The sequence below is a fragment of the Dehalobacter sp. TBBPA1 genome (assembly GCF_040931655.1).
Taxonomy (GTDB): Bacteria; Bacillota; Desulfitobacteriia; order Desulfitobacteriales; family Syntrophobotulaceae; genus Dehalobacter; species Dehalobacter restrictus.
In genome coordinates, this window is the sequence record NZ_CP162385.1 from 758093 (window position 1) to 774278 (window position 16186).

At 45.4% G+C, this 16186-nt stretch carries 14 protein-coding genes; 12 read left to right on the forward strand and 2 right to left on the reverse strand.

Going from position 1 to position 16186, the window contains the following annotated elements; translation table 11 throughout:
* The first annotated feature begins 91 nt into the window (after positions 1-91).
* Complete coding sequence (locus tag AB3489_RS03760; protein WP_019226163.1) at positions 92-715, forward strand: adaptor protein MecA; 624 nt, start codon at positions 92-94, stop codon at positions 713-715.
* Positions 716-736: 21 nt separating this feature from the next.
* On the opposite strand, the gene AB3489_RS03765 is transcribed toward AB3489_RS03760, so the two are convergent.
* Entirely contained in the window at positions 737-919 is a 183-nt protein-coding gene (locus tag AB3489_RS03765) for a hypothetical protein (RefSeq protein WP_368294002.1), read from the reverse strand.
* A 143-nt stretch (positions 920-1062) separates the two neighbouring features.
* Between AB3489_RS03765 and selA the strand changes: the two genes are divergently transcribed.
* The 4 genes from selA (at position 1063) to AB3489_RS03785 (ending at position 7311) form a co-directional block, all read left to right on the forward strand.
* A complete protein-coding gene (gene selA / locus AB3489_RS03770; protein ID WP_368294003.1) occupies positions 1063-2511 on the forward strand; it encodes an L-seryl-tRNA(Sec) selenium transferase in 1449 nt (482 codons plus the stop codon).
* Positions 2512-2778: 267 nt separating this feature from the next.
* Entirely contained in the window at positions 2779-3873 is a 1095-nt protein-coding gene (selD, locus tag AB3489_RS03775; RefSeq protein WP_368294004.1) for a selenide, water dikinase SelD, read from the forward strand.
* Entirely contained in the window at positions 3870-5114 is a 1245-nt protein-coding gene (locus AB3489_RS03780; protein ID WP_368294005.1) for an LCP family protein, read from the forward strand. The genes selD and AB3489_RS03780 overlap by 4 nt, the downstream gene beginning before the upstream one ends.
* A 247-nt stretch (positions 5115-5361) precedes the next feature.
* Positions 5362-7311 carry a flagellar assembly protein A gene (locus tag AB3489_RS03785; protein WP_368294006.1) on the forward strand — a complete coding sequence of 650 codons (1950 nt, stop codon included), beginning with the start codon at positions 5362-5364 and terminating at the stop codon, positions 7309-7311.
* Here AB3489_RS03785 and AB3489_RS03790 read toward each other — a convergent pair.
* Positions 7308-8225, reverse strand: coding sequence for a Na/Pi cotransporter family protein (locus tag AB3489_RS03790; protein ID WP_368294007.1), 918 nt, complete (start codon positions 8223-8225; stop codon positions 7308-7310). The two genes, AB3489_RS03785 and AB3489_RS03790, sit on opposite strands and share 4 nt — an antisense overlap.
* Positions 8226-8565: 340 nt before the next feature.
* Here AB3489_RS03790 and AB3489_RS03795 point away from each other — a divergent pair, with 340 nt between their 5' ends.
* The 7 genes from AB3489_RS03795 to AB3489_RS03825 all read left to right on the forward strand — a co-directional run bounded on the left by AB3489_RS03795 (position 8566) and on the right by AB3489_RS03825 (position 16041).
* A complete protein-coding gene (locus AB3489_RS03795) occupies positions 8566-10074 on the forward strand; it encodes a TldD/PmbA family protein (protein WP_368294008.1) in 1509 nt (502 codons plus the stop codon).
* Positions 10058-11383 (forward strand): metallopeptidase TldD-related protein, encoded by a 1326-nt coding sequence (locus AB3489_RS03800; protein ID WP_368294009.1) that lies wholly within the window; start codon positions 10058-10060, stop codon positions 11381-11383. The genes AB3489_RS03795 and AB3489_RS03800 overlap by 17 nt, the downstream gene beginning before the upstream one ends.
* A 59-nt stretch (positions 11384-11442) precedes the next feature.
* Positions 11443-12222: a histidinol-phosphatase HisJ family protein gene (locus AB3489_RS03805; protein WP_368294010.1), complete on the forward strand. Its 780-nt coding sequence runs from the start codon at positions 11443-11445 to the stop codon at positions 12220-12222.
* 352 nt (positions 12223-12574) lie between these two features.
* Positions 12575-12745 carry a DUF362 domain-containing protein gene (locus AB3489_RS03810; RefSeq protein WP_019226170.1) on the forward strand — a complete coding sequence of 57 codons (171 nt, stop codon included), beginning with the start codon at positions 12575-12577 and terminating at the stop codon, positions 12743-12745.
* Positions 12746-12903: 158 nt separating this feature from the next.
* Positions 12904-13326, forward strand: coding sequence for a Fur family transcriptional regulator (locus AB3489_RS03815; protein ID WP_019226171.1), 423 nt, complete (start codon positions 12904-12906; stop codon positions 13324-13326).
* Positions 13327-13581: 255 nt separating this feature from the next.
* The gene (locus AB3489_RS03820; protein ID WP_368294011.1) at positions 13582-15750 is read left to right on the forward strand and encodes a beta-galactosidase; all 2169 of its coding nucleotides are present in this window, start codon (positions 13582-13584) and stop codon (positions 15748-15750) included.
* Between the two features lie 96 nt (positions 15751-15846).
* Entirely contained in the window at positions 15847-16041 is a 195-nt protein-coding gene (locus tag AB3489_RS03825) for a DUF1858 domain-containing protein (protein WP_368294012.1), read from the forward strand.
* Positions 16042-16186 lie beyond the last annotated feature (145 nt).

Sequence of the window (16186 nt, forward strand, 5' to 3'; positions counted from 1 at the left end):
AATGGAATTGATTATTGACGTCTCATGATATAATATAATTAAGCAATCGTGTTTTTATCAATGACGTCCATGGAAAGGAGAGGTGGAACTTATGCGTATTCTTAAGGTAAATGACAATACGGTTCGCATTTTTATCTCCTTTACCGAGCTCGCAGATCGCAATATATCTCTTGCTGACTTGTTTCAACGTTCCGCGAGAACTGAACAGTTTTTTTGGGAATTGATTTCAAAAGCCAGAGATGAGGTAGACTTTAGTTTAGATCAGCCTTTCTGGATCCAGGCTACTGTTGCTTCAGAAGATGAATTTGTCATAACGGTAATTAAGCAGGAAGAACAAATTGATGCGGAAATTAACCATATTATTCAAACCGCTTTTGGAGAAAAGAAAAAGAATCCGCGCCCTTCTCCGAAGTTTGCGTCTGAAAAGCAATGGGTATATTTGTTTGAAGAATTCGAAGATGTTATTTCCGCAGTCCGTCTTTTGCCGGGGATTCTCCAGCTTCAATCCGCGTTGTTCCAATATGAAGGTGAATATTACCTGACAATCAGCAATATTGGAAACCCGCGTAAAAAGAAACTGGCTGAAGCGATACTGGATGAATTTGGGGAATCTGTCATGACCACGGATACTTTTCTCAAAGAGCACGGTGAAACGATTATCGAGGAAGATGCCGTAAAAATCTTAAAACGCCTCGAGAAAAAGAAAAGGAGCTAACAGCTCCTTTTGTTTTGGGTACTAGCCGGCAGGATTGAAATGGCCTGCCTTGTAGAGCTTGCGGATACTGATCAGGCAATCCGGGCAAACGGGTTGCTTTTTAAACAACAGAAGCTGATCCTTGCCATTGCAGAAAATGCATTTGGATGTTTTTTTTGCTTGAAACACGCAGAAGTCGTATATTTTTGTTCCGGACGGCTCCATTGCCCTTCCCCCTTGGATTTATTTCAGCGGGCTGAAATGTTATTATGATAATATTAAACGATCCGGCTTGTCGAAATCCTAAAAAAAACCAAGCGGGTAAGAATGAACATTTTGTCTTAGATTGCAGAATTCGGGGTGTTTTTTTGAGAAACAGCAAACTGCGTCTTCTTCCTCCAGTAAACGAGGTCATTGCCGAATTAGCAAAAACCGATGTCTGTAACGGTTATGAACTTTCGGCAATTACCTGGGCTGTAAGGAAGGCTTTGGAAAAAGCCAGAAAGATTCTTTTGGATGATCTGAATCAAGATGGTGAAGAATTGAATAGTGGAAAAACTAAAAAACTTCAGAATTTTTTATACTGTCAGCCTGAAGAATTTGTACCGGTCTTTCGAGCGTGGTTGTATAAGGAGATCCGGGCAGAATTGAGAGGTTACGGAAGTATGAAGAGAGTCATCAATGCTACAGGTGTAATTCTGCATACGAATTGCGGACGAGCACTGCTTGCTCCGGAAGCCGCCGCTTATGTCGCGGAACAGGCTGTTGTATACAGCAATCTTGAGCTTAACCTTGAAACCGGAAATCGCGGTTCGAGGTACAGCCATATCGAAGAAATTCTGGCAGAGCTGACCGGGGCTGAAGCATCCCTTGTTGTGAATAACAATGCAGCAGCGGTACTTTTAATCATGAATACTTTTGCCGTCCATAAAGAAGTCATTGTTTCCCGCGGAGAACTGGTGGAAGTCGGTGGATCTTTCCGCATTCCTGAAGTGCTCAAAGCAGGAGGGGCAAAATTGGTGGAAGTCGGAGCAACGAATAAGACCTGGCTGAAGGATTACCAGGAGGCGATTGGCCCGGAGACGGCGATGCTGCTGAAAGTACATACCAGTAATTATCGAATTCAGGGATTCCAGCATGAAGTTCCGGTTGATGAGCTTGTGGTGCTCGGTAAAGAGTCGGGGATTCCGGTTGTCGTGGATCTTGGCAGCGGCAGTTTCCTGGATGGATCGGAATATGGTCTTCCGCAGGAGCCGACGGTGCAGGATACGCTGAAAAGCGGAGCTTCACTGGTCTCTTTCAGTGGAGATAAACTTTTGGGAGGACCTCAGGCCGGAATTATTATCGGCAAAAAGGAACTGATTGATTGCTTGAAAAAAAATCAGCTTACTCGGGCTTTGAGAGTTGATAAGCTGGTTCTGGCTGCCTTGATCGGAACTCTCCGTTTCTATCAGAGAGGGGAAATCGGTAAAATACCTGTCTGGAATATGCTTTCCCATACAAAAGATGATCTTCGGAAAGACGCGCTGAAGCTTAGTGAAATGCTTGCCGGCCTGCCCGGTTTGGAAATACAGGTTATGGACGCTGAATCCTGCGTCGGAGGCGGGGCTTTTCCGACGGCGGTTCTTCCGACTTGCGTATGTACGGTAAAGCCTCAGCAGGGATCAGTTGTTGATCTCGAAAGGTTTTTGCGGCAGGGAAAGATTCCTATTCTGGCACGCATTGTGAAAGATACAGTATATTTTGACCCGAGAACCCTTCTGGCGGAGGATTATCAAGTGATTGCAGACCGGCTACAGTCTTACACGAATTCTTGACTTAACCTTTGGATATTTTTACTAACTCCAGATTAGGTCTCGTAATGGATGGCCGGCGCCGAGCGGAGCATGGATTGCGAAGCGCGGCTTTTTGTGCTATGGATGGCACAACAGCCGGAAGCGGTCATCTATTACGGAGACTAACCCGAGCAAAGCCGAAGCGTCTTTGTTGAAAACAGAATTTTGAGTAGGCCTGCAGGTTATGGTATAATTGCTTTTGAAAAAAGCAAGTGAGCAACAAAGGAGAAAACGAAAGGAGGGAAAGCAATGTCCGGCGACAAAATAAGACTGACGCAGTACTCGAGCAAATCTGGCTGAGGGTGCAAGATTGGTCCTGGTGACCTGGCACAAGTTTTGTGTCACTTTCCAAAACAAACGTCCAACCCGGATCTTCTGATCGGCTTTGATACGTCAGATGATGCGAGTGTCTACCGTCTTAATAACAATCAGGCGATCGTCCAGACAGTTGACTTTTTTACTCCGATCGTTGATGATCCATATTCTTTCGGACAAATTGCCGCAGCCAACGCCCTCAGTGATATCTATGCCATGGGTGCGCGTCCGCTGACTGCGCTGAATCTTGTTTCTTTTCCGATTGATAAGCTTGATAAAAGCATATTAATGGAGATACTAAGAGGGGGAAAAGACAAAGTTGCAGAAGCCGGAGCCTTAATCATCGGTGGGCATTCGATCGATGATCCTGAACCGAAGTATGGTCTGTCCGTAACAGGCATTGTTCATCCTGATCGGGTGCTGACGAATTCCAGCGCCAGGGAAAACGATTTGCTCGTTCTGACAAAACCATTAGGACTTGGGATTATCACGACTGGGATAAAAAACGGGATTGTCCCAGCAACGGATGAGAAAGCCGCCATTGAGGTCATGGCACAGTTGAATAAGGAAGCGTCGGAGATTGCAGTCCGGACCGGGGTAAATGCCTGTACGGATATTACCGGCTTTGGTCTGTTGGGGCATCTTCACGAAATGATGAAAGCCAGCGGTATGCAGGCTGAGATCTTTGCAGGGAATGTTCCGGTTTTGGGCTGTGCCTGGGACTGTCTAGAGAAAGGAACAATCCCCGGAGGAACGTTATCCAACCTGATTTATCTCGAGGATTATCTGGATGCAGCGTGCAGTCTGGACTGGAAATTGATCCTCGGTGATGCTCAGACTTCAGGTGGGCTGCTTCTGGCAGTGCCTGAAGAAAAAATTGAAACGCTAATCACGGAATGTCATAACAGGAATGTGCATTCTGTCGAAATCATTGGCAGAATATCGAAGGGAGAACCCGGAAAAGTATTAATTCGTGGGGGAACCCATGCCTTTACCAAGACTACGATAAATGGAGTGGGACAGACTTGAGGAAGAAAAAAAATAAAAAAAGGAAAGCTTTTACGATCATTGCAGTTCTGCTCGCAGGGATTATTGCCGGTTCGGCTGCCTTTGGCTACTTTTTCTTAAATCAAGGAAGTACAGGTACGGGGGGGAGTACAGAAAATTCAAGTACGGACTCTCTTAACAAACGGATAAGCTTCCTGTTAATCGGTGCAGACAAAAGGCCCGGACAGACTTCCTATAATACGGATACTATTATTGTTGCGAGTGTGGATCCTGATACGAAATTAATTTCTCTCTTGTCCATTCCCAGGGATACCAGGGTCAGCCTTCCCGGATCAAATTCTTACGTCAAAATTAATTCGGTCGTGATGTACCGAGGAATTCCTGAGCTGATGGATGAGGTTACCGAACTGACGGGCATACTGCTTGACGGCTATGTCGTAACCAATTTTGACGGTTTTAAAAGTATTATCGACACAGTGGGCGGAATTGAACTCGATGTTGAAATGGATATGTACAAAGAGACCGGAGACGAAGTTGACGGCGTGATTGACCTGAAAGCCGGAGAGCAGCATCTGACCGGGACTCAGGCGCTCCAGTATGCCAGATTCCGGGGAGACAGCACCGCGGACATCGGCAGAACTGCACGGCAGCAGAAGGTTTTGAAAGCAGTAGCCAAAGCAGTCCTGCAGCCCTCAACCATTATTAAACTACCCAAGCTTATTCCTCAAATCAATGAAGTTGTTGAAACCGATCTGAAACTCGCGGATATTCTAAGATTATCCAAGGCAGCCGCAGCTTTCGACAGTTCAAACATGGTGAATCAAACACTGCCTGGCTATGGACTTTATCTTGACAATATCAGTTACTGGGAAGTCAATCCCGATCATGCCAAACAAGTGACTAAGAATCTTCTGCTCGGGATTACTACCGATATAACCATCGACGGGACAGTCCTCGACCTGCTGAGTCCGGAACTTCGGTCCCATATCACGGTACCCGGCAGCTCTTCAGATCCAAACGGCGCCGCGTCTCCAGGTCACGATGACTCGGGCAGTACGAGCGGGAGCAGTGAAGATTCATCCGGAGCAGCGTTGAATGACGGAAGTACGGGAACAAGCGACGGAACCGGTACGGACATTGGACAGGGTACGGGTAGTCCGGACCAGGGCAACAGCCTGGGGCAGGATGAAAGTAATTTGAACAATGGCAATGCTTCAAATAAAAAGACAAAGGAAATAAAGCTATTAATCATTCCTGAATAATTCTCTTGTAGACAAATATCGAAATAGTCAGTAAAATGAGAGAGAATAATCATAAAATACTGTAATCATGCTATTACAGTATTCTTTTTTTAAAAAAAATATAAATTCACAGATAATTCTTTGGCTAATTTTCGTTAATAATCTGATACATTTACTTAATATATATGTTTTTTTAGGACTAAAGTCCTATGTGCTTTGTTTTTGAAATAAGACTATTTTTTCAGGTTGTTTAAGGAGAGTGCGGGCCATGAAAGAAATGATTGCAACAGGTAAAACGTTGGAAGAAATCAGAGAGAGATGGTCTCGGGAATGGGGCTGTGATCCTGAAGCGCTGCAGATAGAGACCATAGAGAAACCGGGAGTCTTCAGCAGACTCTATAAGGTAAAAGTAATTTTGCCGGATTCGGATAAACAAAATTTTCCGCAGGAAGATACTCAGGAGGAAGATACCCGGGTCCTCTGGGATCAAGTCAAATATACGATTTATCCCGGATCGCAGGTGCAAAGCATCGTTCCTTATCCACATGCTGGGAAATTATTTATGCTGGGCAACGAAATTGGATATGAAATGCCCGTTAATAAAGGTGATACCTTTGAATTCTATCCTTTGGTCCAGCAGGGTGGACTTTCCTGGGGAATCTCAGTTGAGCCGGATGGCAGCAAAGCTGTCGCGAGAGTCAGACACGCCCGTGCGGGTAAATTCGTCCTGGCCAATTCTCTCCCGAATTATTCGCAGTTTGTACTGGAACAACATGTTTCCTTTGACGCTTCCCCTGAACCTGATGAGCTGCCAACGGAAGCAAACCTGCTGAAAGAAATCAATGACAAAGGAATTGTTTATGGAATAAAAAGCAATCTTTGGGCGGATTTTATGGCAGTCGATGGTGAAAGGGAAATTGTCATCGCTGAAGCAACCCTGCCGATTCCAACTGTTCAGCCCCAGCTAATCGACTATGTTGGTGAACCCGTATTTCAGAATGAAGAAAGCAATGAAGACAAAATTGATTATTTTGCTTGTAAGATTGTCCTTTGCCAGAAGGATGATATTCTGGCCAGGAAGATCCCGGGTAAAGAAGGGGTCCCCGGTACGAACATTTTTGGAAAAGCCACTCAGGTTGATAAAATCAAAGACTTCATGATTACAATGAAGAAGAATGTCTATTTGACTGAGAATATGGAAGTTAAAGCCTCCTGTTCCGGTACACCGGTAAGGGTCAATAAGAATACATACTTGGTTGAGAACGCGTTTATTCAAAACAAAGATGTTGATCTGAGTACCGGAAGCATCGACTTTCCAGGCGATGTGTTTATCGGGGGCAATGTTACGGACGGACTGTATATTCATTCCTCCGGCGCAGTCAAAGTACAGGGCTCTGTCTCAGGCGCTGATATTAAAGCGGAAACGGGACTGGCAGTAAGAAATAATATTATAGCCAGTAAAATACTTGTCGGAGAGAAACATGTCTCTAGATCCGAGTTTATCAAAACCATGCAGGAAGTCAGTGAAGAGCTTGCGCTCTGTGTTCATCAGATTGAGCAGCTGCAGGGAGTATCCGCCAATACGAGTGTTGGCCAGCTGTTCAAGGTCATCCTGGAGAAGAATTTTCAACAATTGCCAAAGAAGGTTGAAGAGCTGGAGAGACTGCTTAACAGCCAGGAACGCGGGTTTGTATCCCCGGAGCTTGATCAGGCGATACGTTCGGTGAAGCATTTTATGATCGGATTAGGACCGCTTCAACTTAAAGATACGCTTTATCTTAAAAATGCCCTGAAGATTGTAGGTTTCTTCATGGCCACCAAAGGACTGGCCGCCTCGGCCAGTGTTCTTTGTGACGTCAGTTATGTCCAGAACTCTGAAATCAGCTGCGCCGGCGATTTCTTCTGCCATAAAGGCGTGTACAATTCCATTTTAAAAATTGAAGGCTGTATGAAAATTCATGGTGTCTGCCGCGGCGGCGAGATCAGTTGCTCGGGTGATGTTTACATTTGGGAACTTGGCGGCTCGAATATCAGTGCCACGACAATCAAGGCATCCAAAGACAGCCATATCAATATCGAGTTTTGCCACGCCAATATTAAAATTTTCATTGGCAAAGAGCTGATCAAGATTGATGAACCGGCTCAAAAAGTTGATATTTTCAGGGACAAAGGGAACCTTCAGGTTGGAAAGCTAAGATGGGACGGTAGTACGCGCTAACGGGATCTGGCCAGTAACCGGCTGATATAGGGCAGCAGAGGAAGAACCATAAGCGAAGACAGGATGTTAAAAATTGTATGACCGTTGGCAATCTGGCGGCTGAGGCTTCCTCCAAGGAACCTGATCATCTCGGTCAGCGGATCCAGAAGCGGGTAAAACATCAGAACGCCAAAAACGTTAACGAACACATGAAATAACGCAACCCATTGAGCGGATCTTGAAGTAAAAGCTGAGACAATCAAAGCGGTGAAGCAGGTCCCGATATTGGCTCCGAAAATAAAAGCAAGGGAGGTTGGCAGATCAAGCCAGCCTCTTTCTGTTAAAACCATCACAAGGCCTGCCGTTGCACTTGAAGAATGCAGGGCCGCCGAGAGAACGGTACCTGCCACAATGCTTTCAAGATAGCTGCTGTTTAGATGGAGTAGCCGTTCCTGGAAATATGAGGTCGAGGCAAGCGGGATCATCGCGGATTCCAAAACGGAAAGAGAGAAAAACATCAGGCCTAAGCCGGCCAACGCATAGCAAAAGAATTTTATTTTGCCTTTCAGCAGCCAGAACCCTAGAAATCCGGGCGGGACCAGCCATATGGCGAAATCCTTGAGCGGCAAAGACAAAAGCTGGGGCGTTACCGTGCTGCCAATATTGCTTCCGAGGATCAGTCCGAACGTATTTTGGAAGCTTAACAAACCGGCGTCAACAAAGGAAATTGCCATTACGGTCAGCGCTGTGCTCGATTGCAGGATACTTGTCGCCAGAATGCCGCTGATGAATCCTCTCGCGGTGGTTGCGGTGAATCTCTGCAGAACGAGCTGGAAATAAGACCCTGTGAATTTTTCCAGGCCATCTCTAAGAATTTTTATTCCTGTCAATAATATCATCAGGCCTAAAAAAGTAAAACAGATGGGGACAAGCATCAGCAGCTCCTTCAGCTTTTCAGAATAAGATTACTCGGTTAATTTTATTCGCTTGAACCAGCCGCATGTCTGAATTATCAAACGCTAGTACAACTTTCGTTAAATAATTACACAAGCAGCCCTAACAACATGATTTTAATATATATATTTCTGTTAAATAACAAAAAAACTTGCGACCATCTGCCGCAAGTTAAGAAAAGAGAGGAGTGGGGATAAAATTGGAAAACGTGAGACTAATATCATTGTGTCCTGTTTTCTAAGAAACTATGCAAAAGTTTTTTTGCAGGAATTTGGTGCTTTTTATGGAAAATAGATTGCATACATCCATTTAGGGGGGGACGTGTTGAACCCAAGAAAAATCAGAATGGTCGTTGGTAGAACGGCTGGATGCCTGCCGTGTGGATACCTGATCGTCAGAGCCCAGGCCAGACGGGAGATCAATATTAGATTGAATAATGGAAGGCTTGAAAATATAGCTACATCAAGTGAAAATGGGATTGGAATTCAGGCCTTTACGGAAAAAGGAGCCTGTGGATTTGCTTCCGTAAACCGCATCAGCAATGCAGAGGCTGTCTATACAGCACAAAAAGCGATGGAACTGGCTGAGGAAAACGAGAATACAGGCTGTGAATTAAACCGGGAAATTTTTGGTGCTCCCAAAATTTTCAGCGAGATTCCGAATAAAGCGGTTTATGGTTTTGATTCGTTTACACCGGAAGAACTTGCAGAGTTAGCGGGAGGAATTCACCGGCAATTGAGAGAAAAAGGGTCTGAAAAATCGGAAATTTCCTGGCAGACAAATTTCAGGCTAATCGAGGATTTTTGGTGTATTGGCAGGTCGGATGGGACTCTAGTTTCTTTTTTTATTCCTAGAGCCGTCTTGTCTCATCAGGGAACGGTAAAAGAAGGCGGACAGGCACAAAGCTTTTCAGTAAACAGCAGCGGTGTCGATGCCGGAGTCCTGCTGGATGAAAGAAGCAGCGGCGCACTGCTGCATAAAACGATTGACAAAGCAAGATTCGTGCAAAAAGTATGTACAGCTCCGCTTCTGCCGGTGGGAAGCTATCCCTTGCTCATAGACTATGGGCTTGCCAAGGGATTGGCCCATGAGGCTTTCGGGCATGCGGTGGAATCTGATTTAATGGAAGAATCGATCCTGGGCGAGGTCGGCAAGCTGAAAACCGGACTTGTTATTGCACGTCCTGATGTCGATATCATTGACGGTCCCCTTGAAGGGGATTGGGCTTATCAGCCCTATTCGGCCAACGGTCTCTTCCGGGAAACCGTACACGTGGTCCAAAATGGGGTACTTAAACAAGGACTTGGCGACATTTTTTCGGCCGCCAAAGCCGGCATGCCGGTAACCGGAGCAGGGAGATCAGAATATTTTGGCTCCGTTGCGCTGCCCAGGATGACCAATATCAGATTGGTGACAGCTACGCATATACCAATACCTACAAGTGACGGTTTGACGGAAGAAATCAGCCACTTGCGGCGGGGACTTCAAAATGAAGGCCTGCTCGGGGAGGGTTTTCATATTTTACTTTTAGGTTATCGGGGAGGGCAGGTTAATACCAGAACCGGAGATTTTGTTTTTCAATGCGATGGGGCGGTAAACCTCGCCGATTTAAAGCTGCCGGTTTACCGGCCCGGAATTTTTAGCGGGAAAATCCTTTCTGTGTTAGATTCTGTCAAATTAAGCCTTGGAGAAGCGCGCTACGATGCCATCGGGACCTGCGGCAAAGCCGGTCAAATGGTTCCGTCCAGCGGCGGAGGAAGCGGTTACATTCTTTTGGACAAAAACGAGAATGTCAAGTTGGGAGGGAATACTGTTGAGCAGCCTGCTTGATCAAATTCTTGATGTTCTCCGGAAAGCGCAGGCCGGCAAGCATATGGCCGGCGGTTTAAGGATCCTGGATTGGAGAATTACCTGTTCTCAGACCCAGATGATAACGCTGGGAATTAAGAACAATTCCACCGGCGGTGTTTATTCTCCGCCGGCGTTAAAAGATTCGGAAAGAGCAGAGATTTATCTTATCTGGGAAGACGGAAAATGCAGCCACTCCGTCGTTCAGAATCCACCTCCGGGTCGGAAAAATCGCTGGCAAACGGAATTAAACGGCTGGCGGGCAGCAGCCTTTAAAGACAAGTATGCAGCAAGAATTCCCGAACCTTCGGAGCTTCCAGATGTCGGGATTGCCGAACAGAAGCTTCATGATATTGTCTGCCGAGACCGCAGCTGTTTATTTGAACAGCAGGGAAGGATCAGGGCGGATGAACCTGTCCAAGCTTTAAAAAATGGACAAATCATGGCAATTTGGGGAAAAAGTAATATCCTGACATCGACAGGGATCCAGGCCGCTTTTGAGGAGAGCCGATACGCCGTATCTTGGTCCTTTGACAGTATCGTTGCTGAAGGGTTTGCGGAAAGGCGCCTAATTACGGCTGAGGAATGGTTGGGGTTATGGGAAGAATCTGTCTGTAGATACCGCCTTCTTGAGAATCAGGGAGAACCGGTCCGGTCTGGAACAAAAGTAATTTTGACGCCTGCGGTGGTATCCCAGATGATCGATCAATATATCCTGCCAAATTTCAGAGGAGAAAATGTTCTGGAGAGGCAGAGCAGATTCACAACGCAGGATTTCTCCGGGCATATACCATTATTTGATCCGGAACTGACAATAGAGATCAATCCTCTTCTGCCGGGCAAATGGGCAAGCTATGTGCTCACAAATGAAGGGGTACCTGCAATGCGCACAGAGCTGCTTCGTGGTGGGCGCTTGGAAACACCGTATCTGAATCTGAAAGACGCCGGACGCTTCGGGGCAGGTCCGACTGCCATCCCTTACAGTTCGGCAGGAATACGTGTGAAGCATACCAGGAAGATAAGCTGGAAAGATCTGGTCGGAACGATTGAAGACGGGATCATGATCTTATCTGTTCTCGGCCTCCATACGCAGAATCCGGTTACCGGCACTTTCTCCTTGACTGCACCCTGCGCTTTGCGCATTAAAAACGGAGTTGTCGCCGGGAAAACGGATGTCAGGATAAATGGAAATTTCTGGGACATCCTGCGGAGAGAAGATACAGTTTATGCGGATCATCCACTGTACAATCATCCGTATCTGATGTTTCATATTCCGCCGGATAATCTTTAGATAGAATGGATCAGTCGATCTAAGGTTTAAAAAAAGTATTAAAGGTTACGAGGTAGGTTATGCTTGATTTACATGTTCATTTGCTCGGACATCTTGACCGGGAAGTAACAAGGGGAAATATCCGTCTTTTTCTTGACGAGGCTAAAAAGAAGAATTTAGTTCAGATTGGTTTTGCAGATCATGATATGTACTGGAATGACCTAAACCTGGATCTGATCAGGGAAGTCGCCGAAGAGTATCCTGAATTGCAGGTGAGAATAGGTCTTGAGGTCGACTATCGGGAAGAAAATGAAGAACTGATCCGCAAACGGATTAGTTCATATCCCTTTGACTATACGATCGGTTCTGTCCATGAAATTAGCGGATGGTTCTTCGATTATCCCGAGGAAGAAGAAGAACATCTTAGGCGGGACCCTGACAGCTTGTACCTGGAGTACTTCGCGCTGGTGGAAAAAGCAGCTGCCAGCGGAATGTTTCAGATTATCGGGCATTTCGATTTGATCAAACTGTTCAAAATCAGGCCGCGGACAGACGTAAGGATTCTTGCAGCCAGGACCCTGGAAACGATTAGGAAGCAAGGACTGGCCATCGAAGTCAATACCAACGGACGGTATAAGCCTGTGCAGGAATTTTATCCGGAGCCGAAACTGCTTGAACTGATTTACCAGATGGGCATCCCAATCACCCTAGGCTCAGATGCGCATGAACCAAGTACGGTGGGACGTGATCTTGAAGAGGTTGTCCAGCAGTTAAAGCTATTCGGCGTAAAAGAAATAACCGGGTTTGCGGGGCAAAGACCTCATGCTTTGATGTTTAAAAACACTCTGATTGGAGAATAATAGAACTAAACATTGACGTTAATTGTTAATTGCGTTTCTTTGTTCACAATAACACAAACGGGAGATGGAAATTCAATGATTGAAAGATGCCGTTCCTGCGGACACGAACACGATGATATTTCCAGGGTCACATTTCGCCGCAACCACGTTAGCAACCGGATGCTTCCATACTGTTCCTATTGCCTGAGGAGATTATACAAGGTGCCATACAGGCCTTAGTATTTCAAATATTTTAAGGTTTGCATGGCAATCATTTTTCTTTCCGGAAATAGCTTAGCTCAAAAATACACTTGTCTTTTTGTCTGCACTTTGATATAGTTGCTGGTGAAATAGGAAAAGGAGGGTTGGGACTATGGCATACATTATTACTGACGACTGCACAACATGCGGATCCTGTGTTGACGAATGTGCAGTAGGAGCTATTAGCGAAGGCGACGGCAAATATGTCATCGATGCTGATACCTGTGCAGAATGTGGCGCTTGTGTAGACGCTTGTCCTTCTGGTGCAATTATTGAAGGATAATTAAATACTGCAATAAAGAAAGAGTATCTGAAAGATGCTCTTTCTTTTTATTGACGGCATTTGTCCAGTGGGTATATAATTATAATGATTCTAAAAATAGACTAAATTTACATACAAACTCAAAGCTTCTCAACAATTGACGAAAGGAATTGAAAGCCGTGAATGCTGTCGAAATTCTAAAGGGATTAAAGGATAAGGGAATACGCTTTACTCCCCAAAGGCAGGCAATTTTGGAATTTTTATTAGTTACTGATTCCCATCCCACTGCGGAAGAGATCTACAAACAGGTGAAGACGAAGTTCCCCGGTGTGAGCCTGGGCACGATTTACAACACACTAAATATGCTCAAGGAACATGGGTTTCTTCTGGAACTTCCTTGTGGGGATATGTCCAGCCGTTTCGATGGTAATCCGGTAAACCATTATCATGTGATGTGTTCGAGATGTGGCAGGGTTGTCGATTTTCATAGCGCATTAATTGATATGGATGCAATGGTCACTGATAAAACAGGCTTTGATGTGCATACCCATAACCTGGTGTTTTATGGGGTATGTCCAGGTTGTCAAGACAGCAAAGAATAAGGCTCTCCGTCAAATGTTGGGGTGAACTTCTAAACAAGAGAACGCTAAATATGATGCTGGTAATAGTTTCAGACTGTTATCAGCATTTTTGATGTCCGTGGATGGATAAATGCCGCGGTCATAACATCTTTCTGATGGATCTAAGTGTAACTAAGGCTGCCAAAGCGCTTGGCAGCCAAGTTTTCTAATTTTTTGCAGGTTTTTTTAGGGCTTTGCTCGAAATAAATATGAAAATGCAAGATTTTGCGAGGTTTTATGTTTAAAAGATTTACAGTCATACTTGTTTCGATGTTTATTATTGCTGCTCTTGCAGTATCCATATGCTGGGAAAATACTCCGGGTGTTGAACTATACAGTGATAACCCTGTCACTAAACCGTACAGGATTGCCCAGGACTTAGGCGGAAAATGGAATAGCTATTCAAGCTTAAGACAGGCTTTGACCTATGAAAATGAGGCAATGGATAACATGATTGATGTTTTGGACCTCAACCAGGCCAAAGATTTGATTATACCTTCGAGTCAAGGGTTCGATGTTGCCGCTAAAAAATTTTCTGTTACCGGCAAATGGAGTTACAAGACGGCTCAGTTGGTTCTGGAAGGGGTAAACGGAAAGGTAAGCGTATTCTTAAACGGCATTGATGATGTGAATTTGATCGGTGAAGTTGAAGGAAACGGCGGCGTATATATTTTAAACTTTCCTGCCTCCAGATTTGATTTCAGCAAGGAAAACACGTTGTACCTGAAGGCTGAGAAGAACAGCGTTCAGCAGAACAGAATTTTTGGCTGGTTATGGCCGGAACAAGGAAAAATTACCGGTCAGGTACGCTTGGAGGCAGTATCAGAAACGACCATTGATTTATCGAGCATAGCTGTTTCGTATGATTCAGCGAAAAAGCAAGTGAAGGCCCGCGTGAAGATCAAGCATCACGATATGCTGGAGCAAGGACCTTGGGTCTTAAACGGAGCTTTAACCGCTAATCAGCAGAAGCTCGCCGAATGTGTACTTCCGCTGAGTACCAACGGCAAATTTGAGCAAGACGCGGAGCTGGTTTTTCAGGTGCCGACTGCGCATTCCTGGAGTCCGGAAGATCCTTTCCTGTATGAGCTTAATCTGAATATAACCAATAACCGCGGAGGCTATGACAGTCTTCAGCTCCCGGTCGGAATCCGTCAGCTGGGAACAGCAAACGGAAAATGGATAATGAACGGTACAGCCTTGGACGTCCGGGGCCAAATCATTTCCCAGGAACAGGATTACACAATTCGAAATCAGCGCCAGACGGAGACCTTTCTGAAGAACCTTAAATCCGGCGGCTATCATGTGATCTGCTTTATGGGCTTCTTCCCTGATGAGAGCTGGCTGTATGCCGCAGACAAGCTTGGCGTGGGCGTATGGCTGGAAATGCCTGTCGGTTTTACGGCATCGTCTAAGATACCGGATCCGGCGGTTTTTGAAGATCTTTCTGCCGTTGCGGCAAAGCATCCGTCGGTATTAGCCTGGACGATTGCCAAAGGCATTGATGATTCCGCGGCTTCCTCAGAATACTTTCGGAAGGCTGGAGATATGATTTCCGGCTTTTCACAGTATCAACTTTCATTCCCAAAAGGTCCGGTTGATTCAAGCGTAACAGAGAATATTTTGATCCTGCCTGAAGGATTGCAGGGTGAATGGGGAAAACTGACTTATTATTCCGATGGGTCAGCCAACATGGTGCAACCATCAGATTCCAAATGGAAAACGGAAAAAGTTGCCGTAATTTTATGGCTGATCTGCCTCGTGTTTTTGAGCGCCCAAAACTTCTTCTCGATTAAATGGAAATACCAGGAGCTGTTTAATGATTTGCCCAAAAGGGCCGTGCGCAGAGCTTTTTTTTGGTGTTGTCTGTCGCTCGTGGCCCGCATGGGAACGCTCGGAGCGATTGTTGCTTCTCCGCTTTTTAGTTTTTCGGTCGGTACCATACCGCCCTGGATTTCTTACGACTTCACCTGGCTAAAGGAAGTACAGAATCTCCCGTTTGTGCTTGTCTGCATCCTTATCTCCTTCTTTTTGATCCTCTTAAGACTGCTGCAGGTTGGAGTTGCAGCTTCAGCCTTCCCTCAAAATCCAGGGACGTTGGGGCTGACATGCTGGATGGAAAGAAAATACGGCTGGATTGTTCTTGTTGGCGTTGCTTTCGTGCTGACAATATACGGCATGCCTTACTATTTCCCGATTGCAACGTATGCCCTTCTATCTGTTATATTCCTGCCTGCCAGGATCAGAGGCTCCTGGAAAGCCGGTGGGAAACACTCACGCCTGCTGATCGTTCCAGCTACAGTCTTTTTTGGCATCCTGATCACGTGTTTATGGCATTACCAAGATTTTTCTTACCTGATTCAAATGGTCTTGCCCAACATCGACTTTTCTTTTCAATTATTTTAATATCTCTCTAAATTCTAATCACAAATGAATTTGTTTGCTTCTTATAATGAAATATTTTATAATAGCATTGAACTAACTTGTACAGGAGGAAATCGAATGATCACGAAAGATATGGTTATCGGCCAGGTTCTCAGAGAATACCCGCAAACGGCAGAAATTTTTGTGGCACTTGGTATGCACTGCCTGGGATGCCCATCCGCAACAAGAGAGAGTGTTGAAGGCGCTGCGATCACACATGGCAAAAACCCTGATGATCTGGTGGCAGAGCTTAACAAAGCCGTCGGACAGTAAGGACTCCAAGTACCCCAATTCTCGCAACAACAAGGCCCTGCGGTATATTCCGCAGGGCTTTTTTAGTGTATCATAAGAGTAAGCATTTTTGATAGAAATAAGAGCAATAGAAATAAGAGCAGGTGAGGTTACCGCCAAAGGTTTG